The organism is Halosolutus sp. DAT137, from assembly GCF_059736405.1.
In genome coordinates this window covers 195,203-220,263 of record NZ_JCAQID010000011.1, presented here as the reverse complement: position 1 = coordinate 220,263, position 25,061 = coordinate 195,203, and the positions used below count along the sequence as shown (strand labels likewise).

Here is a 25,061-nt window from a genome sequence, read left to right as displayed (position 1 = left end):
TATACAGAAAAACAGTAATATCGTATATATATTATTAGGTTCCCGGTGGACGGAGAACTCACTCGGTCGTCAGTGCGGCGGGGAGGTTCGCGACGAATAACGAAACATCCCGGTCCGCGAATCGTGCCATAGCTGACCGATGATTTATGTGGAATGACGATACATTGCGAGGTATGACTGTTCGACTGTCAGTGCAGGCTTCGACCACTACTCCGCCTTTCGACCGAGTAAACTCAACGGTCCGCTCGAGATGCTGTCGTCGAGCACACAGGTGGTGGATCGACTGTCGGGAGACCGGCCTCCGAACCGGAGGGGATGTCTGATGGAAATCGACCGCGATCGGGCGGAGCGAATCGCTACGGAGGCGTTTCGCGCAAGCGGCCTCCACGAAGACGATGCGGCGTTGGTTGCCGAGGTTCTCGTCACCGCGGACGCATCCGGGAAAGGATCACACGGACTGCTTCGTTTACCACGGTACGTTCGCGGAATCGAACACGGGAACGTCGATCCGAATGGAACGATCGAACCGGTCCGTGAGTCGGGCGCGACGGCGACGATCGATGGGGGTTCACGGCCGGGACCGGTCACCGCGGCGACAGCGATAGGGATGGCGATGGACCGAGCGGATACACACGGAATCGGTGCTGTCGGGGTTCACAACAGCAACCACCTCGGAATGCTCGGCTACTACACGGGACAAGCACGTTCCGACGGATACATCGGTATCGGAATGACGAACACCGAACCGGCGATGCCACCGTACGGTGGCGCAGATGCGGTTCTCGGAACGAACCCGATCGCGATCGGGCTTCCGACGGAGCCCCCATTTAACCTGGATATGAGCACGTCAGCCATCGCTCGCGGGACGGTGTTACAAAAACGCGAAGCGGGTGAGACGATTCCCGACGGCGTCGCACTCGATGCTAACGGGGAACCGACGACCGACCCGGAAGCGGCGCTCGACGGAACGATCCTCCCGTTCGGCGGACCGAAAGGATCCGGGCTGGCAATCGCGGTCGAAATCCTCGCCGGTGGGCTGGTCGGTGCAGCCATGGGTAGAGACGTTACGGGGACGTACCACACTGAAGATCCGTGCACGAAAGGCGATCTCTTCATCGCGATCGATCCCGCTGCGTTGGGCGGCGAAGCGTTTGTAGACGAGGCGAGCGAGTTCCTCGCCACTCTCAAGAACGAGGATACTGCTTCAGGTATTGATGGTGTCCGTCTACCAGGAGAACGGACAGTACAACGTGAAGCCGACGCCGAGACGATCACGATCGACGAGGAGCTCTGGGAGACAGTGTGCGCTATCGCGGACGAATCGGAGGAGCACCAGTAACGGATGCGGTCCGCCGAACGGGCTACTGATCGATCTCCGTGTTGGGTAGAAATTATCGCCTGTCTCGGCTGTTGAGTGATGCTCGTCTGTGTACTGATACGGTCTCTTGTAACGATTTTTCGGTGAGACCGCGATCGGTCTGTGGTTTTGGTGGAGACGATGTACAGAAGTCCGAACGAGCGATCCTGGGTCCAAATTACGCAAGTCCCCGTCGCCACTGACCGTCAGTGGCCGCTCGAGCGTTCGGGGGGCTAGTACACGTTATTATATTTCAGTCGTAGTGCTGTGATTACGGCGAACAGGAGAAGCAGTCCTCCCACGACGATCGCACCGTTCGGTGAGAACGGGAGCGAAATGAATCCCCCCGAATAAAATATTGCGACCGCGAATAGTATCGCCCCGCCCCAGACGAGCGCCTCGAGTAGCGAGAGCCATGCCAAGATAATCGGATCCGGAATGGGGAAGTCCCAATCTTCTAAGTTTACCATGTGTTTTCTCTGTGTTATAACCACTTTAGTTTCACGGCGGGGAATGTGCGGCCAACCGCCTCGTCTACATCAGACCAGCGTCTTCGTATGCCTGTACTGCGCCCGGATGCAGCTCGAACGGCGTGTCCTCGTGCATCGCTTCGCTTGCCTCGAACATTTGCAGGGTGTCGGTGGACGATGCCGCCTGCTCCGCCTCTTCGATAACGCCCGAAACGAACATCTTGATCGACTCCTCGGGGACACCGACGTGGGTTGCGATGTGTCCGCCGTCGATCATCGTGTTCAGTTCGCGTTCGAGACCGGGCAGCCCACCCGATTCTAGTGTGTGCGGGCTGAGACCGTAGTTCTCCTGGAAGAACTCCTGGTCGTCTTCGGTCCAGTCGAGGAAGTTCGGTTCGCGCGTCGCCGCGATGTTTTCGAGCCAGCCGACTGATCGGCCACTGACTGCCAGTATGGCATCGAGGTCGTTGTCGAGGAACATTTCCGCCGCGTCGTCCCACTCCGTTCGGACGAATCGGCCGCCGTAATCCTCGATCTGTTCCTGCCCGTAGTCGGCTTCGTTGAGCACTGTATCCCACACGAAGCCGCCGAACGTTCCATCAGCCTGATTCATCACCTCGATCGGGTATTCGTCGTCAGCCGCCTCCTGGAGAGAGTCGTACGGGAAGTCCGGCTGTGTGAGCACGTAGTAAAATTGCTCCGATTGATCGTTCAGCACGGATCGGATATTCGACGGTGGAATATCCCAGCCTTCCTCGTCGTACGGGTCTTGCCCGGTTGCCGCCAGTGTCGCGGCGACGACCGTCGTGTGACCCATATCGATCTCTTGATCCTGCAGTCGGTTGTTGTTTCCGAGCCATCCCCCAGGAAGGACGTTGTACCCGAGGTCTGGATTCGCTGCAGACGCTGCGGCGAGCATCGAGGTCATAATGACGTATCCAGTACCGCCGGGCGATCCGGCCGCCGTCTGGAGCATGACATCTCCCTGGACCATATCGCCGCCGTTCCCGTCTCCGTTCCCCGAATCCGCGTCACTGTTGATATCGTCCTCTGTACACCCTGCGATGCCGGCTATGCCCGCAGCACCCAACATGCCGAGCATGTTACGTCGGTTGACTGTATTGTCGTTCATTGTTAAATTGTCTTCCACTGTATTCGTCGTTTCCACTGCAACTGTTACTCGTAACTCGTACCGCCCATTTCTGGTTCCTCGTGGAGCTGGCCTCGGCTACGCATCAGGCGCAGGTACAACAGGAGTCCGACGGCCATCACTCCTAACGTGATCCAGACGTTGAATTGGGTTCGACTGATTGTACTGTCTACGATCCATGTCAGGACCGCCCCACTGGCTATGATGCCCATGAGTAGCCACTCGTATCGGCTCCGTACTCCTTCGTTTCGTAGCGTGTTCAGAATCGGTAGGACCCCGAATACGAATACGAACAACAACTCCATTGGTACGAGTGCAAGGACGTCAATGTCAAATCCTAACATGGAGCACCTGACGATTATGTGGGATTGTAAATAAATGTTCGTATTGGATTCTGGTTTCAAGAGGATTATATAAACGATGGCGTCGTGGACAGGGATAGATTGCGCTCGTCGTACCGAGGTCCGATCTACAATCAGCAGTGGTGGGTTTTTTAGATGCAATCGTTTCGAATACGAGCTGTCGCGACGTGCGCCCACGTATGTGCAATGAAAACGGGTTATCGATAGAGACGAATGAGACAGAGAGCTGGCTACTATTGATACTCGTCTTGGGACGATGGGGGACGGTGAGATACTGTAACCGAACGATCCGAACTATCGGACACACCGCGGTACGTCGATGCAAACTGGTGATCTCAGTTTGACGATCGTCGAATCCGCGATCGTCGTACATTTCTCCATCGATCCGTGCCGACCATTGTCGATTTGTTACGGACAGTTGTTCGTTCTATCTGTGCCCGTTCTGTCGATCCACTATCCGTCTCTCCGGGAAGCAACTCGATAGATACTGTCTACTACGCAGCTGAATCGAACCGTCAATTATAAGATAGGCTATTGTGAACGATTCACTATGTCCGATGCTACCACTGTGAGGTACGAATCTGCCCTCCGAACGATCGGCGTCTACGGAATTTCTGGGCTCGCAATTATCACATCCCTCTTTCACCTCTATACCGGTGCATTCGGCGTCTTCGGATCGCTTATTCAGCGTCCGGTTCACGTGTACCTCCTGGCGGCGCTGACGTTTGCAATCGTGCCCTTCCTGGGCCAGGAAAAACTGCGATATCGACTGGTCGACCTGATTCTCGTCGCCTGCTCGTTAGGCGCGATGGTCTACGTTCTCGTCGAGTATAACAGACTGCTAAACGCCACTCCCTACGTTGGGACTCCCGCGACGATGGACTGGGTCGTCGGTGTTCTCAGCGTTGTTCTCGTTCTCGAAGCCACTCGTCGAATCGTCGGTCGATTACTGGCTGCGGTGGCGGTTTTTATGCTCCTCGCGACGATCTACTCGGACCTCCTTCCGGCTCCGCTTACGGCGCCACGACTTCCACCGTCGAACTGGATCGACGGACTCTTCGTCACGACACAGGGACTGTGGAGCGTTCCGGTTCGCGTCAGCGCGTCGTTCATTTTTCTGTTCGTCATCTTGGCAGCGTTTCTCGAAGCGACGGGGGCCGGACGGTTCTTGCTCGATCTGGCGAACGCGTTAGTTGGCCATCTAGTGGGCGGGGCAGCGAAAGTCTCCGTCATCGCGAGTTCAATTTTCGGGAGTCTTTCGGGGAGTGCGGCTGCTAACGTGTACGGAACCGGTATTTTCACCATTCCGGCGATGAAACGATTTGGGTTCAGTTCCCGAATGGCGGGCGCGACGGAGGTCTCATCTTCAAACGGTGGACAGTTGATGCCGCCGATTATGGGAGCTGGCGCGTTCATCATGGCGCAGTTTCTGGGAACGCAATATACCGTAATCGCGCTCGCCGCGATAATTCCCGCGGCATTGTACTATCTCTCAGTGTACTTTTCGATCCACGCTCAGTCGGTCAAACTCAATATCGATCCGGTCCCGAAAGAAGAACAGAACGAGGCCCTCGAAGTACTGAGAGAGAAACCCGGGCAGGCGATCACGCTCGTTGTGACGATCTTCATCCTGTTTTTCATGCTCATACAGGGGTATACGATCTACCGATCGATCTTCTTCTCCATCGCGGTCATGATGATCGTGAGTTCGATTCAGCCCGATTCCCGAATCGGAGTAAAGGAATTGCTCGTGGCCCTGGACAAGGGCGCACGCAATGCGACGCAGATCGCGATGGCCTGTGCGGCCGCTGCGATCGTCCTCGGTGCGCTCAACATCTCCGGACTCGGCGTCGTGTTCGGACAGATCGTGGTCTCGCTTTCGCAGGGGATTATCCCGCTACTGTTGATTCTCGTCGCGGCATTCTCGATCATCCTGGGCTTCGGGATGCCGACGACTGCCGCGTACATCCTGGCCGCGTCCCTCCTTGCACCCGGTCTCACGGCAGTCGGTCTCGGGGGACTCCCAGGCCATTTCTTTATTTTCACCTTCGCCGTATACTCGACGCTCACGCCGCCGGTTGCCCTCGCGGCGTTCGCTGCGGCCCAGATCGCTGACTCCGATCCGATTCGAATCGCGTTTACCGCGATGAAGATCGTCCTGCCGACGTTCATTATCCCTGCCCGGTACATACTCCATCCAGCGATCCTTCTGGAGATGGGACTCATGTACGCACTGATCGATCTCGTGCTTCTGACAATCGCCGTAATCGCGATTCAGTCCGGCATCTGGGGGTGGCCCGTTAGCAATCGATTGGCCCGCGGACTCGCCACGCTCGGCGCGCTAGTCCTGATCATCCCGCCGCCGATGGTTCCGATCGGGCTCCTCGAGTTGGCCGTCATCGGGCTAGTTCTGGTCGCGCTCTCTGGCGCATCGCACATCGCTACCGAACGCCGCGCGCAGACGACGACCTGAGTAATCGATCGGTACGGTTTTGAAGCCATCCCACTAGTAACACGGTATGGCATCCGGCGATCGACCATCGAACCGCAAGAATCCCATCGCAGATTTCCTTCGAGTAATCCCGACCCCCGTGTTCGTCGTCTTCGTCACCTTCATCTGGGCCGGTTCGCTGTACCACTCGCTCGAACCATACGACATCGGAGCGGCGATCACGTACGGAATTATCGTTCTCACCGCGATTCCGGTGGGCCTCCTGTTCCAGCAACTGCACAACCGCATTTGAGACGAACACCAGCAGCGTTCGAACTGACCGTCGAGTGATCTCCGAGTACGCCTTCTCCGTTGCGAACTGGATCGCCACATTCAGTAAGGTTATAATCCCGATTTGCAATAGTACACGTGTCTGTACGATTTATGCGAAGACGCCTACAAACCGTGTGGGGGGTTCTCCAAGACGATGGTCGCGGATGGGTGTTATTGACCGTCTCACTGGGATGGATGCTCACGATCGGAACACGGATCGTGTACCCTGCGTTGCTTCCCGAGATGCGCGTCGAATTCGCGTTCGAGTATACGACTGCCGGACTCCTCGTCGGATCGATCTGGGCAGCCTACGGGGTCATGCAGTTTCCCGGCGGCGTGCTCGCAGACGTGACGACAGAACGAACTGCGTTGATTATAGGACTGGCCGGAACGATGATCGGCATCGCGGCAGTAGCAACCGCCCCGGCGTTCGGGTTGTTCGTTCTCGGAAGTATCATTATGGGTGCCGGGGCGGGCGTATACGGGCCGAGTCGAGTAACCGTCCTCTCGCACACGTTTTCCGAGTATCGGACGACGGCGATCGGTATCAGTCAAGCGGCTGGAAACGTCGGTAACGCGTTACTGCCGGTCGTCGCTGGAACCGTGACCGCGTATTTTGGCTGGCGACTCGGATTCAGTTACCTGCTTCCCCTGTTCGTCGGTGTTTCCGTCGGCCTCTGGATCGCGCTCTCCGAATCGCCGGGAGCCGTTCCGGTGCTTTCGCTCCGCGAGATGTACGCGGAGACCACTCGGGCGTTGCGATTGGAGCCAGTGCTGTACGGGACTGGCGTATTGCTCTGTATCATGCTGGTCTACCAGAGTCTTACCGGCTTTCTGCCGACGTTTCTCATCGACGAAAAAGGTGTGACGAACGCGGCTGCGACGGCCCTCTTTGGCTTCTTTTTTGCGTCCGCCGTTCTCATGCAGTTCGTCTCAGGACTCCTCGCAGATCGGTATGGAACCGAGGTGGTCATCGCCCTGTTCGCCTCGGCTAGTGTACCCGGGATCGCCCTGCTTCTTTTCGGAAATGGACTCGGGTCGATCGGTCTCGGTATCGTTCTCTCGAGTTGCTTGCTCGGATGCTTTCCGCCAGCACATACCTATACGATTGCTGCCGTCCCGTCGGTTGTCGAGGGGACTGGATACGGGCTGATCCGGACGTGTTATATCGGCTGTGGTGCGCTCGGACCGATCGCTGTCGGAGCGATCACGGACTGGCGTTCGTTTCGCACTTCGTTTTTCCTCCTCGGTGGCGTCGTCGTGCTCATCGTGGTGCTTGCTCGTACGCTCATAACGACGGTCGAGTCCCCGTAGGGGTCGATGCAACCGCCGGATACGGACGGTTCGATTCGCGGCTAGAAAACACTTAAGTGCGTTCTGTACCGACACTTGCCGTACGATACCGCAATGGTACGGAAAAAGAAGCTAAGTCCAAGCGGTGCGAGAGACGAAGACGGGAACTATCACAACGTCCACCTCAACCTGCACAGAGACGAGCTCACGGTCGCGGGTATGGACATCGGCTCCGAGGTGTTCGTTCGCGTCAGAGACGGGAAAATCATCATCCAGCAGGCCGACAAGGAGGCGATCGAACACGAGTTCTGAGGTCCGCCGATCGGATCCACCGGGGCGGGCAACAGTCCGCTAGTGTAACGGAGTCACAGACAAGTCGGGGTTCCGCTAGAATGTCGATACGGCAGACCGGGTCGTGTGTGAGACGCGCCGGTCTTCGAATCTCGGCCGAATCGCGTTATGCGACGACGGCGACGACGGGGACTGACGAGTTTAATAACACCTGTTGTGCGACGCTGCCAAAGAGCGCTTTGCCCGCGGGCGATCGCTTCCGGGGACCGATGACGACGTATCTCGCGTCGATTTCTTCTGCGTACGCCGTGATCTCTTTGCTCGCTTCCCCGACTCGACCGACGAACTCCACGTCGTCGGGGAGGTCGCCGGTGGCGTTTTGAGCCACGCTGGCAGCGATGGTCCGTTCGTCGTCTTCGTCGATCGGTCCGCCCTCTTCGCTCGCCGTCGCGCGTCGTCTCTCGTTTGCCTCCGATTCGGACATTACGTGAAGGACGTGGACCGAATCGTCGAACGCGGACGATAGTTCCAGCGCCTCTTCGATGACGACCGACGCGTGCTCTTCCGGATCGATAGCTGCAACAATTACCATAACTCCGAATTTGTGCAAGAACCCCTATTAATCTTCCGTCGGGTACCGTTACCGCGAACGTACCGTCTGAGAGCGCTCGCCACGGTTACACGGTAGGACGATCCGTATCAGTCGTTTCCGAATACGACGGATCATCCCACTCGTTCCGCTGATGACAAGGAATATGCCACTGGAAAGACGTGTTTACGTCGGTACGGAGTGACGCCCCAATGAGCAACGACGAACACGCCCGTCTGTTTCGAGAAACGATCGACGACCGCTACCCCGAACTCGACCCAGTCGACGGAGAGAAAGCGTACGCCGCCGGCGTCGGTCGCCGCGACGTCTACGAGAAGTGGCTCACGCCGATCGACCACTTTTTCGTTTTGAACCACTACCCGACACCGGAACTCGATGGGGACACGTGGGAAATCTCACTGCTGGCTGCAGACGAGACGGAACGGACGCTCTCGATGGCCGATCTGCGTTCGTATCCGCCCCAGACGGTGGCACACACGATCGAGTGTGCCGGAAACGGCCGGGCGTATCTGGAGCCGTCCGGAGAGACGATCCAGTGGGAGTTCGACGGCGTCGGGAACGCGATCTGGGTCGGGGCGTCGGTGGGATCGATACTCGATGACTACGGACTCGACGGGGAGTGGCTCACGGCCGTCGGCGGAGATGCCCCTGACGGGGCGGATCGATTCGCCCGTTCGATCCCCATGGAGAAGGTGCGCGACGATTGCATCCTCGCGTACGAAATGAACGGTGCCCCGTTGCCACCCGACCACGGATACCCGGTCAGGCTGATCGTCCCCGGCTGGTACGGCGTCAATAGCGTCAAGTGGGTCTCCGAACTCCGGGTGATGGACGAGATGATCCACGGCGACGAGTGGGCGCGAGACACCCACTGGCAACAGCACGCTTATCGTCTCGTTCGCGACGAAGGGGCGAACCCGACCCACCGCGCGTCGATCGAGACGTTCGACACGCAGGCGCAACTCGAATCCGACGAGATCGAACACCCGTACGCCTACGACCAGACCGTTATGTCGGTGATCGCGTCCCCGGATGGCGACGGGACGATTCCGGCCGGGACGACCGACATTCGAGGCATGGCGTGGGCAGGTGACGACGCCGTCGACGCGGTTAGCGTCTCGTTCGATGGCGGCGAGACGTGGGAAGAGGCGTCGTTCGTCGATCCGGTTCGCGGCGACGCAGCATGGCGACAGTTTTCCATCGAGTGGGAGGCCGTCCCCGGAGAGCATCGACTGCTCTCACGGGCGACGGACGATCGCGGGCGAACGCAGCCGTCACGTCCATCGTCTCCGAAAGACGCAGCCGGTGCGTTCGACAACGACGAGTTCCCCTGGAACCGACGCGGATACGGAAACAACGCGTACGAACCCTACGGGGTGACGGTGACGGTCGATCCGGCGTCGCCACGCGATCGCAGCGACTGACGGTCAAGAGCAACACGGCTGACGGACACAGAATCACGCCCCGGTCGCGCGACTGTGCTCCGACCTCGGGGTGTCGTTTCGGTCGGGACTGACGGTTTCGGTCGGTGCTACCGGCAATTTCCAGCCGACATCCCGTAGAAAGCGATCGAACTCGTCGACGTACGTTTCCCATCGGCAAAACGGGACGATCGGTTCGCTGACGACCTCGCGTTCTAACGGCCGTCGATCGTCGGAGCGTTCGACGTTAGTGGCTCCCTTTATATTGGTTGACGCACTCTTGCATCATCTCCTGGCCGTCTCCGAAGAGCATGAGGCAGTTATCCTCGGCAAACAGCGGATTGGGGATTCCCGAGAATCCGGGACTGAGACTCCGTTTGTTCACGACGACCGTGCCTGCTTCCCCGACGTCGAGAACCGGCATCCCGGCGATCGGGCTCGAATCGTCGGTGTTGGCCAGCGGGTTCACCACGTCGTTCGACCCGATAACGATCACGACGTCGGTCTGTGCGAACGTGGGGTTGATCTCCTCCAGTTCTTTCATTTTGTCGTAAGGAACGTCCGCCTCCGCCAGCAGCACGTTCATGTGTCCGGGCATCCGTCCCGCAACCGGGTGGATACCGAACTCGACCTCGACATCGTTCTCGTCGAGTAACTCGGCCAGTTCGGCGACCGCGTGCTGGGCCTGGGCGACCGCCATCCCGTATCCCGGCACGATCACGACGCGACGGGCCGTATCGAGCAACATGTTGACCTCTTCGGGAGAGGTCTCGGTGATATTGCCTTCGTAGATTTCGTCCATCTCCTGGGAAGACGCCGCTTCCTGGCCGAAGCCGCCAAAGAGAACGTTCGTCAGCGATCGGTTCATGGACTCGCACATGATTACCGTCAGGATCATTCCGGCCGCGCCGACGAGAGTTCCGGCGATGATCAGCGCGCTGTTGCCCAGTACGAATCCGGTTCCGGCTGCGGCCAGCCCGGAGTACGAATTCAACAGGGCGATAACGACGGGCATATCCGCCCCGCCGATCGGAATGACCAGCATGACTCCGAGTACTGCCGCCGCCACTATCAGGACCCAGTAGGATGGCACCGCCGATCCCTGCAGGGTGTCGGCAAGTAACTCCGGCTGGACGATCGTGTACGCCCCGGCCAGCACCGCAACGAGCAAGAGCAGCGCCTTGACGGCGTGCTCCCCGCTGTACCGGACCGCAGAGCCCGCGATCAGGCCGTGGAGCTTCCCGGCGGCCACGATGCTTCCGGTGAAGGTGACCGCGCCGACGATACCCGAAACGGCCGCCGCGATACCGATGTCGGTCGCCACGACGCCGCCGTTCGCCGCGCCCAGTTCCAGCACTTCGGAGCCGGCGACGAGGGCGGACGCACCGCCGCCCAGGCCGTTAAATAGCCCGACGAGCTGGGGCATTTCGGTCATCTCGACGGTGAGCGAAAGACCGACACCGATCAACGTACCGACGATCAGGCCGGCGATCAGCACCCACGGCTGAATAATCTCGAACCACAGTACGGTCGCGGCGACGGCGACGAACATCCCGCCGGCGGACGTGAAGTTCCCACGAACGGCCGTTCGCGGGTGGGTCATGTCTCTGAGCCCCTGAATAAACAGGATGGCAGCGACGAGATACGCTACCGACAGCACCGTCTCGCCAATGAGTTCGACCACGATCAGTCACCTCCTCCGTGGAAATCCGCGAGCATGAAGTGGCTCACGAGGTAGCCGCCGACGACGTTCACCGTTGCCATCACGACCGCGAGAAAGCCAAGCGCCGTCGCGAGGCTCGTCGATCCGGAGCCGGCGACGACGACGGCACCCACGAGCGTGATGCCGGTAATTGCGTTGGCACCGGACATCAACGGCGTGTGGAGCGTTGCTGGAATCTTCGTGATGATCGAGTAGCCAAGAAAGGCAGCGAGCACGAAGAAGGTCAGGTAGGTGATGATCTCACTCATCGTCATCACCTCCGCCGGCTTCCTCAGTCGAGTCGACACCGTCGTCGGTGGCGTCGCTCGAGTCGGCAGCGTCGCCCTCGTCCTCGTCGGATTCGCCGTCGTCGGTTTCGGCGTCCTGTTCGTGCGGGTTGCGGATCGTTCCGTCCTGGACGAGCATGGTCGCATCCACGATTTCGTCCGTCGTATCGATCGTAATCGAGTTGTCGTCGTCGAGCATGGCCCTGAAGAAGTTCGTCACGTTGTTCGCGTAGAGTCGGCTCGCGGTCCGGGCAACCGACTCCGGGAGGTTCGTCGGCCCGAAGATCGTCACGCCCTCGTATGTGACCGTCTCGTCCGCGATCGTCGGTTCACAGTTGCCGCCACCGCCAGCAGCAAGATCGACGATGACCGAGCCGGGGTCCATCCCGTCGATCATCTCGTTGGTGACGAGTTCCGGTGACGGTCGACCGGGAACCGCCGCAGTGGTGATTACGACGTCCGAGTCGCCCACGACGTCGATCATCATCTCGCGTTGCTTGCGGTAGAACTCTTCGTCTTGCTCGCGGGCGTGGCCTTCCTCGTCGGAGGCGTCGTCGGTTTCCAGGTCGAGTTCGACGAACTCGGCCCCGAGGCTTTCGACTTCCTCTTTTACTTCCGGGCGGATATCGTAGGCGCGAACGTTCGCACCCAGCCGTTCGGCAGTCGCGATCGCTTGCAACCCGGCGACGCCCGCTCCGACGACGAAGACGTCGGCGGGACGGACGGTTCCGGCTGCGGTCATCTGCATTGGGAACAGCTTCGGCAACGCCTCCGCGGCTACCAGCGCGGCTTTGTACCCTCCGATACTCGCCATAGAGGACTGTGCGTCCATGCTCTGTGCGCGGCTGATCCGCGGAACCAGCTCGAGCGCGAACGCGGTCACCCGACGATCGGCCAGCGTCGACAGTTCGTCCTCGATCGAGTACGGACCGAGCTGGCCGATGACCAGTTGGCTATCCTGATACGGGTCGATTTCTGTCCCCGGTGTCGCACCCAGCCCGCGGACCTGAAAGATCACGTCTGCCCGCTCGAACACTGCCTGGCGGTCATCGACGACGTTACATCCTGCCTCACGGTACTGCGCGTCGGACCAGCCAGCACGTTCGCCCGCACCGGCAGCCACACACACGTCGAACCCGTCGTCCACTAACTCTGCGGCGAGCGAGGGGACGAGTGCGACCCGCGTCTCAGTTTCGACCGTCTCGGTTGGAATCCCGATAATCATTCTCACACACTCGGTGATACGTTGACATACCAAACGAGGGATTTATATCTTACTGACCGACTGTTCTCTCAGCGATTATCATTATAGACGTTCTGTTCACCGTATCAACACATGTCACCTACTCGAAACCCGCTGTGACAAGGAATCTTCCGTCTTCCGCCGAGTCGAGACTGTCTATCGACTCGCACCAATCGACGGTACTGAGTGCAGTAGTTATTTTCAAAATATATCCAGAACATTCAAAATTTTATGTGTCGATATCTAATATCGGTCGGTACAATCCTCAAGATTTAAGGCCTTGCCTTTCATGTGGTGAATTGACATAGAACGGGAGTGAGACCCATTACCAATTATGGCTTCGTTATCGACAATCGGAGGTGTATCGGTTGCCACGCCTGTACGGTCGCGTGCAAGGCTGAACACGACGATCCAATCGGCGTCAACAAGACGTGGGTGAAATACATCGAAAAGGGAGAGTTCCCGAACACGAACCGCAATTTTTCGGTTATGCGGTGTAACCACTGCGACGACTCACCGTGTACCGATGTCTGTCCCGTTACCGCACTCTGGGAACGCGAAGACGGCATCGTCGACTTCGATACTGACCGGTGTATCGGCTGTAAAGCCTGCATGCAAGGGTGCCCGTACGATGCCCTGTATATCGATCCGGAAACGTCTACCGCGGCAAAGTGTAACTACTGTTCCCACCGCGTCGATTCCGGACGGGAACCCGCCTGCGTCACCGTTTGTCCCGAGGACGCGATTATCGCCGGTGACATGGAGAACGCCGAGACGGACATCGCCAAAACGATCTCTACCCAGGAGGTACAGGCCCGTAAACCCGAAAAGGGGACTGAACCGAAGTTGTTCTACGTAAACGGCGACGAAGGGAGCATCACTCCGGGAACGACGTCCCGAGAGGACCACTACATGTGGAGCGATGCACCCTCGAACATGGAGGTTCAGGGCGGTGAACGCGAGGATTTCGATATCGAGAAAGCCGCGCGATCGCTCGCCGAATCCGACGTGACGTTCTCGAGTGGCAATGTGGAGGCGGAGGCCGGTTCCGATCCAGAGACACCCGTTCAAACGGACGGTGGCTGTGGTGGTAGCTGCGGATGTGACAGCGATACTGAACAGTTTGCGTCCGACGGCGGCGTTGCTGCCGATCCGAGCGACGTTGCTGCCGCATCGTCCGATTCACAAACCGGGCGAATGGAGCAGGCGTACGAACTGCTCCACGAGGAAGCGAATCGCGTCTACGACATCGGAGAGAGTCACTACACTTCGTGGGGATGGGAGGTGTACTCCTACACGTGGACGAAGTCTATCTCCGCCGGCGTGTTGCTTCTCCCGGCGTTGCTCATGCTCGGCGGGATCATCGAACCGAGCACGACCGTTCTCGGGGTTAGCGCGCTTGTTAGCGGTGCGTTCCTGGGACTGACCGGACTGTTGCTCATCGCGGATCTCGACCAGCCGATGCGGTTTCACTGGGTGTTGTTACGGCCGAACTGGACCTCGTGGTTGGTAAAAGGAGCGTACATTATCACCGCGTTCGGCGCCTGGCTCGGCGTTCTGGTCGCCGGCTGGCTGCTCGACATCACCGCGATCGTCCACCCGATCGCGTTGCTCGTCACAGCCGTCCTCGCGACCGCGACGGCAGTGTACACGGCCTTCCTGTTTAGCCAATCGAAGGGTCGTGACCTCTGGCAAAGTCCCGCGATGCCGCTTCACATGTTCGTTCAGGCCCTGATTGCCGGCGCTGCTGCGACGGCGATACTGGGCGCAGTCGGCTTCGATCAACTGGTCGGGCCGTCGCGACTCGCGCTGATCGGCGGACTGCTGGCTCACGTCGCGCTGGTCGGCTCGGAAATCTTCACACCACACCAGACCGAGGACGCAGAGGAGGCGGCCGCGCGGATCACGCGCGGGCGATTCAAAAACGCGTTCTGGATCGGTGCGATCGGCGCGGGAATCGTCGTCCCGCTGGTCGCACTCGCGGTCGGCGCAAGCGCACCCGTCGTCGCCGGCGCCGGCGTAGTTGCGCTGGCGGGCCTCTTCGCCTTCGAGTACTGCTGGATCATCGCCCCACAAACGATATCACTCGCATAACATATGGGATCTGAATTCGACCCAAGTACGATCGAGAAGTTTGCACAGAAGATCGGACTCCTGTCTAACAGGACGACCGAGACCACGAAACAGCGACAGCGCCGCGGCGTCGACGGCGTCGATCGAATGGTCGACGAGGGACTCCTCGGAGGGTATCCAGACCCCAGCGAATGGGATGAGTGGACGGAGTACAACCCCGAGGGCGAACCCCGAGATTACTCGCTGGTGCCGACCGCCTGCTTCAACTGCGAAGCCGGGTGTGGTTTGCTCACGTATATCGACAAAGAAACCGGTGATATTCGTAAAATCGAGGGGAACCCCGAACATCCCGGCAGTCGCGGGCGAAACTGCGCGAAGGGGCCGGCGACCATCAACCAGTTGAACGACACCGGCCGGATCCGCTACCCACTCAAACGCGACGGCCCGCGGGGAAGCGGGCAGTGGACGCGCGTGAGCTGGGAGGAAGCGCTGGCCGACATCGCTAGCGAGATGCGCGAGACGATCGAAGACGATCGCGAGAACGAGATCACCTACCACGTCGGCCGTCCCGGCCATGAGGAGTTCATGGACCGAGTACTCGACGCCTGGGGACTCGACGGTCACAACTCGCATACGAATATCTGCAGTTCGGGCGCGCGAGCGGGGTATGCACTCTGGCACAAATACGATCGGCCGAGTGCGGACTTCGCGAACGCGGAGTTCATCCTGTTGCTGTCGGCGCATCTCGAATCGGGCCACTACTTCAATCCGCACGCACAGCGGATTATGGAGGGGATGCAAGACGGGGGCCAGCTGGCGGTCATGGACCCGCGTCTTTCGAATACGGCGGCGATGTCCGACTGCTGGTTGCCGACCCAGCCCGGCAGCGAAGCGGCGGTGTTGCTGGCGATGGCGAAGATCATTCTGGACGAGGAACTCTACGACGCGGAGTTCGTCCGAAACTGGGTGAACTGGGAGCAGTTCTTGGACGAGGAGTATCCGGACCGCGAGTCGACGTTCCAGTCGTACATCGACCTGCTACGAAACGAGATTTACGCGGAGTTCACGCCGGCGTACGCCGAGGCAGAGAGCGGGGTCGACGCCGAGCAGATCACCTCGGTCGCCCGAAAAATCGGGCGCGCCGGCGATCGCTTTGCGAGTCACATCTGGCGTTCGGCTGCGTCTGGCAACGAGGGTGGCTGGCAGGTCTCGCGAACGCTTCACTTCCTGCAGGTACTGACCGGCAGCGTCGGAACGAAGGGCGGAACGTCGCCGAACGCGTGGCATCAGTTCGATCCGGAACTGCCAAAGGAACCGCCGCGACAGAAGCTCTGGGACGAGTTGCAGTTGCCACGCGAGTGGCCGTTCGCCCACTACGAGATGAGCCAGTTGCTGCCGTACTTCCTGAAGGAGAACCGAGGGAAGATCTCGGTGTACTTTACGCGTGTGTTCAACCCGGTGTACACGTATCCCGACGGCTTTTCGTGGATCGAGGCGCTGAGCGACGAGGACAAGATCGGTATGCACGTCGCAATGACGCCGACGTGGAACGAAACGGCGTATTTCGCGGATTACGTGTTGCCGATGGGCCACAGCCCCGAACGCCACGATATCCAGAGTCAGGAGACACACGCCGGTACGTGGGTGACCTACCGCCAGCCCGTCCTCCGAGAGTTTGCCGAACGCGAGGGCGAAAATGTCGACAGGACCTACGAGGCAAACCCCGGCGAGGTCTGGGAAGAAGACGAGTTCTGGATGGACCTCTCGTGGCGAGTCGACGAGGACGGCGAACTCGGCATCCGACAGTACTTCGAAAGCCCGTATCGGGAGGGTGAAGACGGCGACCCGGTCCAGATGACGATCGACGAGTACTATCGGTACATCTTCGAACACGAGGAGAACCTGGTCGAAGCCGCGGCGGAAGAGGGGATGGAGCCTCTGGAGTATATGAAGCACCACGGGGCGTTCGAGGCGTCCACGAACGATTACGAGCTTCACGAGGATTCCATCCCCGAGGACGTTCTCGAGGAAGACGACGTGTTCGTCGACGAGTACGGAACGATTCGGCGGGAGAGTTCGCCCGACCTGTACTCCGAGCACGACGGCTCGGAGGTCCTCGGCGTGATGGTCGACGGCGAGCCGAAACGCGGTTTCCCGACGCCGACGGGCAAACAACAGTTCTACTCGAAGACGATGGCGGAGTGGGGGTGGGACGATCCGGAGTATACGCTTCCCCACTACATCGAATCGCACGTCCATCCGGAAGAAATCGACTACGAAAATGGAGAACGGGTACTCGTACCGACGTTCCGGTTGCCCACACAGATCCACTCTCGCTCCTCGAACTCGAAGTGGTTGGAAGAGATTTCCCACAACAATCCGGTATGGGTCCACACGAAAGACGCCGAGCGGATGGGCGTCGAGACGGGCGACCTCATTCGAGTCGTGACTGAAATCGGCTACTTCGTTAACGAAGTCTGGGTGACCGAAAGCATCAAGCCGGGTATCGTCGCGATGTCCCACCATATGGGCCAGTGGAAAATCAACCGCGACGATGATCGCGACATCGATGAAGGCGGTGATCCGTACGGCAAAGTGACCGTCGACCTGGACTCGGAACACGGACAGTGGGGGATGCGCCAGGCCGAAGGGATCGGCCCGTTCGAGAGCGACGATCCCGACAGCGAGCGCGTGTGGTGGAACGACGGCGGCGTCGCACAGAATTTAACCCACGCGCCGCATCCGGACCCGATTTCGGGAATGCACTGCTGGCACCAGAAAGTAACCGTCCGACCCGCGGACGAGGACGATCACTACGGCGACATCTACGTGGATACCGATCGGGCCTTCGAGATCTACCGGGAGTGGGTCGAAAAGACCGATCCCGCGCCGGGACCGGAGGGGCTTCGCCGACCGAAGTGGCTCAAGCGACCGATCGCGCCTCCGACCGACGAGGGAAGCGATGGTGCCTGGTACACCGACGGTTCAGTCGGACGGTCCGAACGGTGGAACCCGGAAACCAGATCGACGAGCACCGATGACTGACCCGATAACCGACGAGCGGGACCGAGCCCGCGATGAAATCCGCCGGTCGATTGCCGCCGCCGACGCCGGAGAATCCGAACTCTTCGAGGGAGTCGCTGCCCTCGGAGGGATCGGATCGATCGGTATCACCGATGGTGTGGCCGACATCGATCTCACGCTCCCCGTCTCGAGCGAGCGAATTCGCCGCGTCGTCGAGCGGGAGGTCAGGGTTGCAGCGATGTCCGTCGAGGGCATAACCGAGGCGCGGTGTCACTGGCATCCCGAGGCGTCGGACGCCGGAGAGCGAGTGGATCTCATTCCAGATGTCAGAAACGTGATCGCGGTCACGAGCGGTAAGGGAGGCGTGGGTAAGAGTACGGTGTCGGTTAACCTGGCGGTCGCACTGGCAGATGCGGGCGCGTCGGTCGGGTTACTCGACGCCGACATTTACGGCCCGAACGCACCGTCCATGCTCGGTCTCTCGGACCGGACGCCGTCGGCGACGCTGTCGGACAACATCGTCCCTCGCGAATCGTACGGCGTGCGGGTGATGAGTATGGATTTTCTGGTCGGAGAATCGGATCCAGTAATCTGGCGGGGACCGATCGTCGATGAGTTCATCAAACAGCTCGTCAGCGACGTCAAGTGGGGCGAACTGGATTATCTGATTATCGATCTCCCGCCCGGAACCGGGGATGCTCAGGTAACCGTTGCACAGCATTTACCGGTAGCCGGTGCAGTCGTTGTCACGACGCCCCAGGACGTTGCAACCGATGACGCAGCGCGCGGACTCGAAGCGTTCGTCCGCTACGGAGTACCGATTCTCGGAATCGTCGAAAATATGACTGGATTCACCTGTCCGGACTGCGAGTCGACGCACGACGTCTTTGGCTCCGGAGGTGCATCCGATCTGGCAGAACAGTTCGAGGTTCCCGTGCTGGGACGACTACCGCTGGATCCGCGCGTTGGATCACTCGAGGACCACGACGCCGCCGATGACGAGCCAGCGGGACTGTCGGTTCCCCTGATCGGCCGGATCCAGTTACCGCGAACCAGAGAGGAACGAGAACACGAAGAATCGACGGCGCAGCCGCCGATCGCGGTTAGAGAGTCCGGAACCGCCCCGTCCACCGCAGCACGGGAGGTTGCGAGCCGGATAAGTGCACGAGCGGCCGCATCCCAGCGTGCGCTTTCGATAGAATAGAAGCGATATCGGTCCCGGACGATAGGCGTCAGGGTGGCGCCGACGTATTTTGCCGTTCGTGGAGCGATCACTGTTCGCCCGTCAGTACTATCGTCGTCGATATTGATCACCGTTCACACGATTGAGGCGAGTAGCCGCCAGCGGTGCTCTCGGCAGACCTCACCTCTCGTTGGCTTCATACCATTTTTGCGCGTGTGGCTTCGTCTATGTGCTCCGTTTGTGGTCTCGTGATCCGTGAGCTTCAGACAGTGGTGTTCGACTGCATCGAACGGGTTCGGAATGACGAAATGACTCGGATCTCGAAGGTTTATAACGATTTATAACTGTTTCTGGAAGCAATTCCCTGACAAAGACATTCTTATTACATCTGTACCGTTGTAATATATTTATCATGATTGTTGCTGACGTTTGCTTACAGGGCAAGGTGGGGTAACACTAGGATTGAATGTGTCAGTCATACGTAATCCGAGTGCAGAGTTCTGTTCGATGTGGTCGAACGAATTGAATAGACAGTAGCAATCCCAAACAGAGTCGTTCCATCTAGACGTCCTCGTAACCGCACGAGGCGGTGTTGATTCAGAGTGATTCTTTCTGACACAGAGACCATGGTACGTCAGTTCCAGAGCAACTGCGACCCACCTGCGAATGTACGGCACAGTGATACCGTATCACGCTCCGATCCGATGAGCGCTCGGCCGGTCTGGTAGTACTGTTCCGATGCCGAAAGTTACATGATGTGTCGATTCGACCACACAGTAAGGCTTGGTATGTACGTAATTGCTGGTGTTGAACTTACTTTCGCCGCTGTGATGCTTGCGATCGGTATCCTGTTACTCGGTGGGTTCGTCAAGGGTACTGTCGGATTCGCCGTGGGTCTGATCACGATTGCTGGCGTCGTTCAGGTGTTTCCTCCGCAACTCGCACTTGTTGCACTTTCCATTCCGTTTCTCGTTTCAAACGTGGTCGTACTGTACAGGGATGGCCTTCCAATTCAGTTTCTTCGCGAACAGCGTGGATTTCTGATCATGCTCACGGCCGGATTATTCGTCGGCGTCTGGTTACTCGAAGTGCTCCCGCCGCAGGTTCTCTACCTTGCGATTGCTGCGTACGTCGGCCTCTTTCTCGTGTTCCAGCGGGTTGAAAAACAAATTTACGAGTACGCGGAGCATTCGAGTGCGAGTATTTTCAGCGGTACGTTGAGTGGGTTACTGGGCGGTGCGATCGGCGCACCCGGTCCGCCACTCGTTATTCATTCGTATCTCAACACAATCCACGAAAACCGTACACTGTTCGTGACGGGTACCTCAGCGTTATTCTTAGTGGCACACACAGTGCGGGTTATCTTCCTTGCGAACGCTGATTTGCTTCACACCAGAGAACTCGTCCTGGGAGCGATGTTTACAGTTCCCGTCTTTATTGGGGTGTACGCCGGAACCGTCTTTCGCCCGTACGTCAATGAGCGTCTGTTCACACTCTTCATCAAACTGTTGCTCGCTTTTATCGGGATTCGGCTCTTTTTGAACGGCATCGGCTGGTAGCGTGCTGATACGGCTCCGCTGACACGCGCTGTCGGGATAGTCGAGGTTACTATCGTACCGATTGAAACGAGTTGCACCGACTGTCAGTGGTCCCTCTGCTGGCGGTCATTGGAGATCCGACCCGAGTCACGTCTGAGGCCATCCCAGACACGATGGTGCGATACTCGGAAGTGAGATACAGTTGAGACGCGCAACGATCGAAACTCGACGGAAACCGGGCGGTACCCGCATATAAAAACACGGTCACAAACTGGACGATTATCCGGTACGGAATCAACGGAGACAGTATCGACGGTGAAGGAGACAATCACAATATTGAATATTATCCCTCTCGACGAATGATCGTGTAACCGTCTTGCAAGAGAACTGGAACTCGCGTGTGATCGGCGCGATCACGATCGACTCAAAGCACAGTGGCCCGAAAGAGCACTCAGCGCGTTCGCAGTTCGACCGTCGCCCTCCGCTTCGACTGGCAAATTGGTCCGTCAATCTACCGCTACCGGGAGTCTCGGTCGACCGAATTTGCGCTGCTCGTTCTCACCAACGCGGGAAACGGGTCTCCCGTCGCAGTTCTGACGGGCACCGTTCACTGTATCGGGCAGTCGCCCGCGTGCCGTCAGCGTGATCCGTACTCCGAAAGAGTGAAGATGATGATCGAAATAACGACGCTACTGACACTCGTCGGCGCAGCGACTGCAAGTCTGTTCATGGCCTGGACGATCGGTGCCGGCTCTTCGGGTTCGACACCGTTTGCACCCGCCGTTGGGGCTAACGCGATCTCGATAATGCGCGCGGGATTTATCGTCGGCATTTTCGGATTTGCCGGCGCAATAACGCAAGGAGCCTCGGTTTCCGAAGCGATCGGCCGGGATCTTATCCAGGGAGCGACACTCTCACCCACCGCGGCCACTATCGGTCTGGTGACAGCGGCGACGCTCGTCTCTATTGGCGTATTCACCGGATATCCAATAGCTACTGCCTTTACCGTTACGGGAGCGATAGTCGGCGTCGGCCTGGCAGCCGGCGGCGAACCGGCGTGGGCCAAATACGTCGAAATACTGTCGCTCTGGATCGTCACGCCGTTCGTGGGTGCCGGTGTTGCGTACGCAACAGTATATTTGTTGAGTACCGAATCGGTATCGATACACCACGCGATTCCACTGCTCGCGGGCGGTATCGGACTCATCATCGCTAACATGGAATTCGTCATTCTCGGAGAGCCGGGAGAGAGCGCATCGATTGCTCGTTCGGTGAGCACCGAATTCGGCACCACGACCGTCTCTGGACTGCCTCTGGTGGACGGTAGCGTTTCGCTCGTTATCGCGATCGTCTGTGCACTCCTGGTGGCAGCAGATATGAGACGGAATTCGGTACTCGCTCAGCGTCATTTCTTACTCGTACTCGGCGCTCTCGTCGCGTTCTCTGCCGGTGGAAGTCAGGTGGGTCTCGCTATCGGACCGCTGTTGCCGCTTTTGGATCCGTTCTCGATACCGATCCTTCCAATCCTGATCGGCGGTGGTTTCGGTTTACTGGCCGGATCGTGGATGGGTGCACCACGAATGATTAAAGCACTTTCACAAGATTACTCTGCACTCGGACCACGTCGCTCTATCGCCGCGCTCATCCCAGCGTTCGGTATCGCCCAAACTGCGATTCTCTTCGGAATACCGGTCTCGTTTAACGAAATTATGGTGAGTACGATAATCGGAAGCGGCTACGCGGGCGGGAGCAGTTCGATCAGCCGCACAAAGATGCTCCGAACCGCGCTCGTCTGGGCCGTTTCGCTGGTTCTCTCGTTCGCTATCGGCTACGGGTTCGTCGTCTCGATCGCTTTACTCCGGACGATCGGTGGCTGGTAACCGCGCTTCAGACGGATCGTTGTATCGTGCTACCGATGATCGCTTCCCAATCGATCGATCACCGGTACGGAATCACAACGAACCGTACGGACATCCCGTCGAAATCGACACTGTCCGGGCTGGCGTGATACCGACCGGGCTTATCTTACACCGATCGGCCGCGACTCTCGCTCGCGTCGGTCGCACCAACCCCGCGTTCCGATCGACGCTCGCTTTGCCTCTTGCTCACTTCGAATCGCCCAGGCAATCGGTGTGCTGGCCGACGGTGGCTCCGCTCGTTCGGTCTTGAGGGATAATTTTTATACTGATCTGTTCTGAAGCGACTATTATGTCCGAACGCACTGTCGTCGTTACCGATCACGATTTCGAGGACCTGTCAATCGAACGATCAATACTCGAAGATACTGCAGCGGTCGTCGAACTCAACGACGCTGTCAGCGAACCCGATCTCGATGCGGCGATTTTGAACGAAGCGGACGCCGTATTGAATCTTCGCGCACAGCTGGACGGTTCGACGATCGACAACCTCTCGAACTGCCGCGTCATTTCCCGGTACGGTATCGGCGTCGATAACATCGATATTGACGCTGCGAACGAACAGGGTATTTTCGTTACGAATGTTCCAGATTACTGTCTCGAGGAGGTTGCGACTCACGCGATTTCCCTTTTGCTCTCGTTCGCACGAGAGATACACACGTACGATGATTCGGTGGCCGAGGGAACGTGGGAGCGGGAGGCCGGGTCGCCGCTTCACCGACTGTCGACGCAAACCGTGGGTCTCGTCGGTCTCGGTGCAATCGGCAAAGCTGTCTGTGATCGGCTGGCAGCCTTCGGACCCGAGATACTCGTCAGCGATCCGTACCTCGATTCGGAGACTGTTGAGGCCCAGGGAGGGACGCTTGTCGAGTTCGAGGAACTCCTCGACCGCGCAGATTACATCTCGATCCACTCGCCGTTGACTCCCGAGACTCGCGGTATGATCGACGAAAACGCGTTTCGGCGGATGAAATCAACCGCCGTTTTGATCAACGTCTCTCGAGGGCCGATCGTCGATGTGGACGATCTTCTTCTGGCGCTAGATGCCGGCGAGATCGCGGGTGCGGGCTTGGACGTTCTCCCCGAGGAACCTCCGGTACGCGACGATCCAGTTCGGTCTCACGATCGTGTTCTCACGACCCCTCACGTAGCATGGTATTCTGTGGAAGCGAACGATCAACGGCGACGGGCGGCCGCCACGAACGTTCGCACAGTGCTCTCCGGTGATCGTCCACGGGACGTCGTCAATACCCCGGACTAGACATTGTATAGTTAGTCATTATTATTGTCATTTTTCGTTTTGATTTTCTCGGAGAGAATTTCTACAACCATATGTAAAAACGGGCTACGTGAGAGTTGTGGACGGATATCTGGTACCGTACCCACATTAATTTTATTATGTTGTTGTTCCTCCCACAATAGTACACTACAAACAGATTGATTTTAAAATTTGTTTCATTCGTGATGAACTGCCATACAACGGTATAGTATACGTGTTTTCATAGTATAGAAGATAGGTAGCTTGAACTGGTGTCCCTGTTATGATTGCCTCCTTCAACTGGTCTTTCGCCGCCTCCTTCGGCACTGTTCGGATTAGAGTTTGAAGAAAGGGGGAGTGAAATGCTAGGTTCCTCTAATCGAATTCGACCGCCTCGGCGGATCTAGCAGCGACATTCGGTTAGCGTTTGTATTGCTCGAAGCGACATCGCGCGAGTTGGTGGGCCTCAGTATCCAGCTTCATCCGCGTGGAGTGTCGCTTTCACATACTGTCTCTACACTCGAGAATTTCGGTATCGAACAGGCTCGTTTCACCGTTCACAACTGGGTGCAAAAGGCAGACTCACAGCCTACAGTCGGTAAATCACCGGATCACGTCGCCTCGACGAGACGGTGATCCAACTAACCAATCAGTGCTACTGGCTGTATGCTGCGGTCAATCCGCTGACCCACGAATTCCTCCACGTACACTCTTTCCGACGCGAAATACCGCTGTTGCCTCAATCTTTCTCTCCGAACTCTCCAAAAAACATGATGTCGACGATGCCGTATTTCTCGTCGATTCCGTACCGTGGTTACTGGCTGCAATTCACCGACGTGGCTTCCGATTTGGATACGAGCGCCACGGAAATCGGAATGCTGTCGGACCTGTCTTTCAAGAGATCAAACGACGAATCTCATCGTTCGGAAACGGTTTCAGGAACGCCGATCCAGAAACCGCCGAAACCTGGCTTCAAAGCTTCGCATACTACTGGAACCTGCTTAACTGAACGACACCAGTTCAGGAATACAAAAGATTCAAAATTCCAACTTCCGTAGCCGAGTTATGATCCTCGATAGAGATGATTCCCTCCAGGCCAGCGATGTCGACCGTACCACC

18 protein-coding genes and 1 pseudogene are annotated in these 25,061 nt (G+C 58.3%); 13 read left to right on the top strand and 6 right to left on the bottom strand.

Going from position 1 to position 25,061, the window contains the following annotated elements:
- The first annotated feature begins 322 nt into the window (after window positions 1-322).
- Window positions 323-1,339, top strand: coding sequence for an Ldh family oxidoreductase (locus AC6I6L_RS18240; protein WP_497919179.1), 1,017 nt, complete (start codon window positions 323-325; stop codon window positions 1,337-1,339).
- 251 nt (window positions 1,340-1,590) lie between these two features.
- Here AC6I6L_RS18240 and AC6I6L_RS18235 read toward each other — a convergent pair whose 3' ends face one another.
- Both AC6I6L_RS18235 and AC6I6L_RS18230 read right to left on the bottom strand, forming a co-directional pair.
- Window positions 1,591-1,827, bottom strand: coding sequence for a hypothetical protein (locus tag AC6I6L_RS18235; protein WP_497919178.1), 237 nt, complete (start codon window positions 1,825-1,827; stop codon window positions 1,591-1,593).
- Between the two features lie 64 nt (window positions 1,828-1,891).
- Window positions 1,892-2,959: a TAXI family TRAP transporter solute-binding subunit gene (locus AC6I6L_RS18230; protein ID WP_497919177.1), complete on the bottom strand. Its 1,068-nt coding sequence runs from the start codon at window positions 2,957-2,959 to the stop codon at window positions 1,892-1,894.
- 948 nt (window positions 2,960-3,907) lie between these two features.
- Here AC6I6L_RS18230 and AC6I6L_RS18225 point away from each other — a divergent pair.
- The 4 genes from AC6I6L_RS18225 to AC6I6L_RS18210 all read left to right on the top strand — a co-directional run bounded on the left by AC6I6L_RS18225 (window position 3,908) and on the right by AC6I6L_RS18210 (window position 7,708).
- Window positions 3,908-5,812 carry a TRAP transporter permease gene (locus AC6I6L_RS18225; protein ID WP_497919176.1) on the top strand — a complete coding sequence of 635 codons (1,905 nt, stop codon included), beginning with the start codon at window positions 3,908-3,910 and terminating at the stop codon, window positions 5,810-5,812.
- A 46-nt stretch (window positions 5,813-5,858) separates the two neighbouring features.
- Complete coding sequence (locus tag AC6I6L_RS18220) at window positions 5,859-6,083, top strand: hypothetical protein (RefSeq protein ID WP_497919175.1); 225 nt, start codon at window positions 5,859-5,861, stop codon at window positions 6,081-6,083.
- A gap of 131 nt (window positions 6,084-6,214) precedes the next feature.
- Entirely contained in the window at window positions 6,215-7,417 is a 1,203-nt protein-coding gene (locus AC6I6L_RS18215) for an MFS transporter (protein ID WP_497919174.1), read from the top strand.
- A 93-nt stretch (window positions 7,418-7,510) separates the two neighbouring features.
- The gene (locus AC6I6L_RS18210; protein WP_497919173.1) at window positions 7,511-7,708 is read left to right on the top strand and encodes a SymE family type I addiction module toxin; all 198 of its coding nucleotides are present in this window, start codon (window positions 7,511-7,513) and stop codon (window positions 7,706-7,708) included.
- Between the two features lie 145 nt (window positions 7,709-7,853).
- Here the strand turns inward: AC6I6L_RS18210 and AC6I6L_RS18205 are convergent, their stop codons facing one another.
- The gene (locus tag AC6I6L_RS18205; protein ID WP_497919172.1) at window positions 7,854-8,279 is read right to left on the bottom strand and encodes a universal stress protein; all 426 of its coding nucleotides are present in this window, start codon (window positions 8,277-8,279) and stop codon (window positions 7,854-7,856) included.
- A 209-nt stretch (window positions 8,280-8,488) separates the two neighbouring features.
- On the opposite strand from AC6I6L_RS18205, the gene AC6I6L_RS18200 reads away from it, so the two are divergent.
- The gene (locus AC6I6L_RS18200; protein WP_497919171.1) at window positions 8,489-9,721 is read left to right on the top strand and encodes a sulfite oxidase; all 1,233 of its coding nucleotides are present in this window, start codon (window positions 8,489-8,491) and stop codon (window positions 9,719-9,721) included.
- A gap of 244 nt (window positions 9,722-9,965) precedes the next feature.
- Here the strand turns inward: AC6I6L_RS18200 and AC6I6L_RS18195 are convergent, their stop codons facing one another.
- Genes AC6I6L_RS18195 through AC6I6L_RS18185 form a run of 3 tightly spaced genes read right to left on the bottom strand, consistent with a single transcriptional unit; the run spans window position 9,966 to window position 12,932 of the window.
- Entirely contained in the window at window positions 9,966-11,402 is a 1,437-nt protein-coding gene (locus AC6I6L_RS18195) for an NAD(P)(+) transhydrogenase (Re/Si-specific) subunit beta (protein WP_497919170.1), read from the bottom strand.
- 2 nt (window positions 11,403-11,404) lie between these two features.
- Window positions 11,405-11,689 carry an NAD(P) transhydrogenase subunit alpha part 2 gene (locus tag AC6I6L_RS18190; RefSeq protein ID WP_497919169.1) on the bottom strand — a complete coding sequence of 95 codons (285 nt, stop codon included), beginning with the start codon at window positions 11,687-11,689 and terminating at the stop codon, window positions 11,405-11,407.
- Window positions 11,682-12,932: a Re/Si-specific NAD(P)(+) transhydrogenase subunit alpha gene (locus tag AC6I6L_RS18185; protein ID WP_497919213.1), complete on the bottom strand. Its 1,251-nt coding sequence runs from the start codon at window positions 12,930-12,932 to the stop codon at window positions 11,682-11,684. Before AC6I6L_RS18185 ends, AC6I6L_RS18190 begins: the two co-directional genes overlap by 8 nt.
- Window positions 12,933-13,265: 333 nt before the next feature.
- Here AC6I6L_RS18185 and AC6I6L_RS18180 point away from each other — a divergent pair, with 333 nt between their 5' ends.
- From AC6I6L_RS18180 to AC6I6L_RS18150, 7 genes and pseudogenes are all read left to right on the top strand, one after another.
- Window positions 13,266-15,044, top strand: a complete 1,779-nt coding sequence (locus tag AC6I6L_RS18180) for a 4Fe-4S dicluster domain-containing protein (RefSeq protein ID WP_497919168.1) — start codon at window positions 13,266-13,268, stop codon at window positions 15,042-15,044.
- Window positions 15,045-15,047: 3 nt separating this feature from the next.
- Window positions 15,048-18,068 carry a molybdopterin-dependent oxidoreductase gene (locus AC6I6L_RS18175; RefSeq protein WP_497919167.1) on the top strand — a complete coding sequence of 1,007 codons (3,021 nt, stop codon included), beginning with the start codon at window positions 15,048-15,050 and terminating at the stop codon, window positions 18,066-18,068.
- Entirely contained in the window at window positions 18,061-19,251 is a 1,191-nt protein-coding gene (locus AC6I6L_RS18170; protein ID WP_497919166.1) for an Mrp/NBP35 family ATP-binding protein, read from the top strand. Before AC6I6L_RS18175 ends, AC6I6L_RS18170 begins: the two co-directional genes overlap by 8 nt.
- Before the next feature lie 767 nt (window positions 19,252-20,018).
- A complete protein-coding gene (locus AC6I6L_RS18165; RefSeq protein WP_497919165.1) occupies window positions 20,019-20,789 on the top strand; it encodes a TSUP family transporter in 771 nt (256 codons plus the stop codon).
- A gap of 650 nt (window positions 20,790-21,439) precedes the next feature.
- Entirely contained in the window at window positions 21,440-22,648 is a 1,209-nt protein-coding gene (locus tag AC6I6L_RS18160; RefSeq protein ID WP_497919212.1) for an inorganic phosphate transporter, read from the top strand.
- 328 nt (window positions 22,649-22,976) lie between these two features.
- Window positions 22,977-23,945 (top strand): C-terminal binding protein, encoded by a 969-nt coding sequence (locus tag AC6I6L_RS18155; RefSeq protein WP_497919164.1) that lies wholly within the window; start codon window positions 22,977-22,979, stop codon window positions 23,943-23,945.
- Between the two features lie 375 nt (window positions 23,946-24,320).
- Window positions 24,321-24,951, top strand: a pseudogene (locus AC6I6L_RS18150) (IS6 family transposase).
- Window positions 24,952-25,061 lie beyond the last annotated feature (110 nt).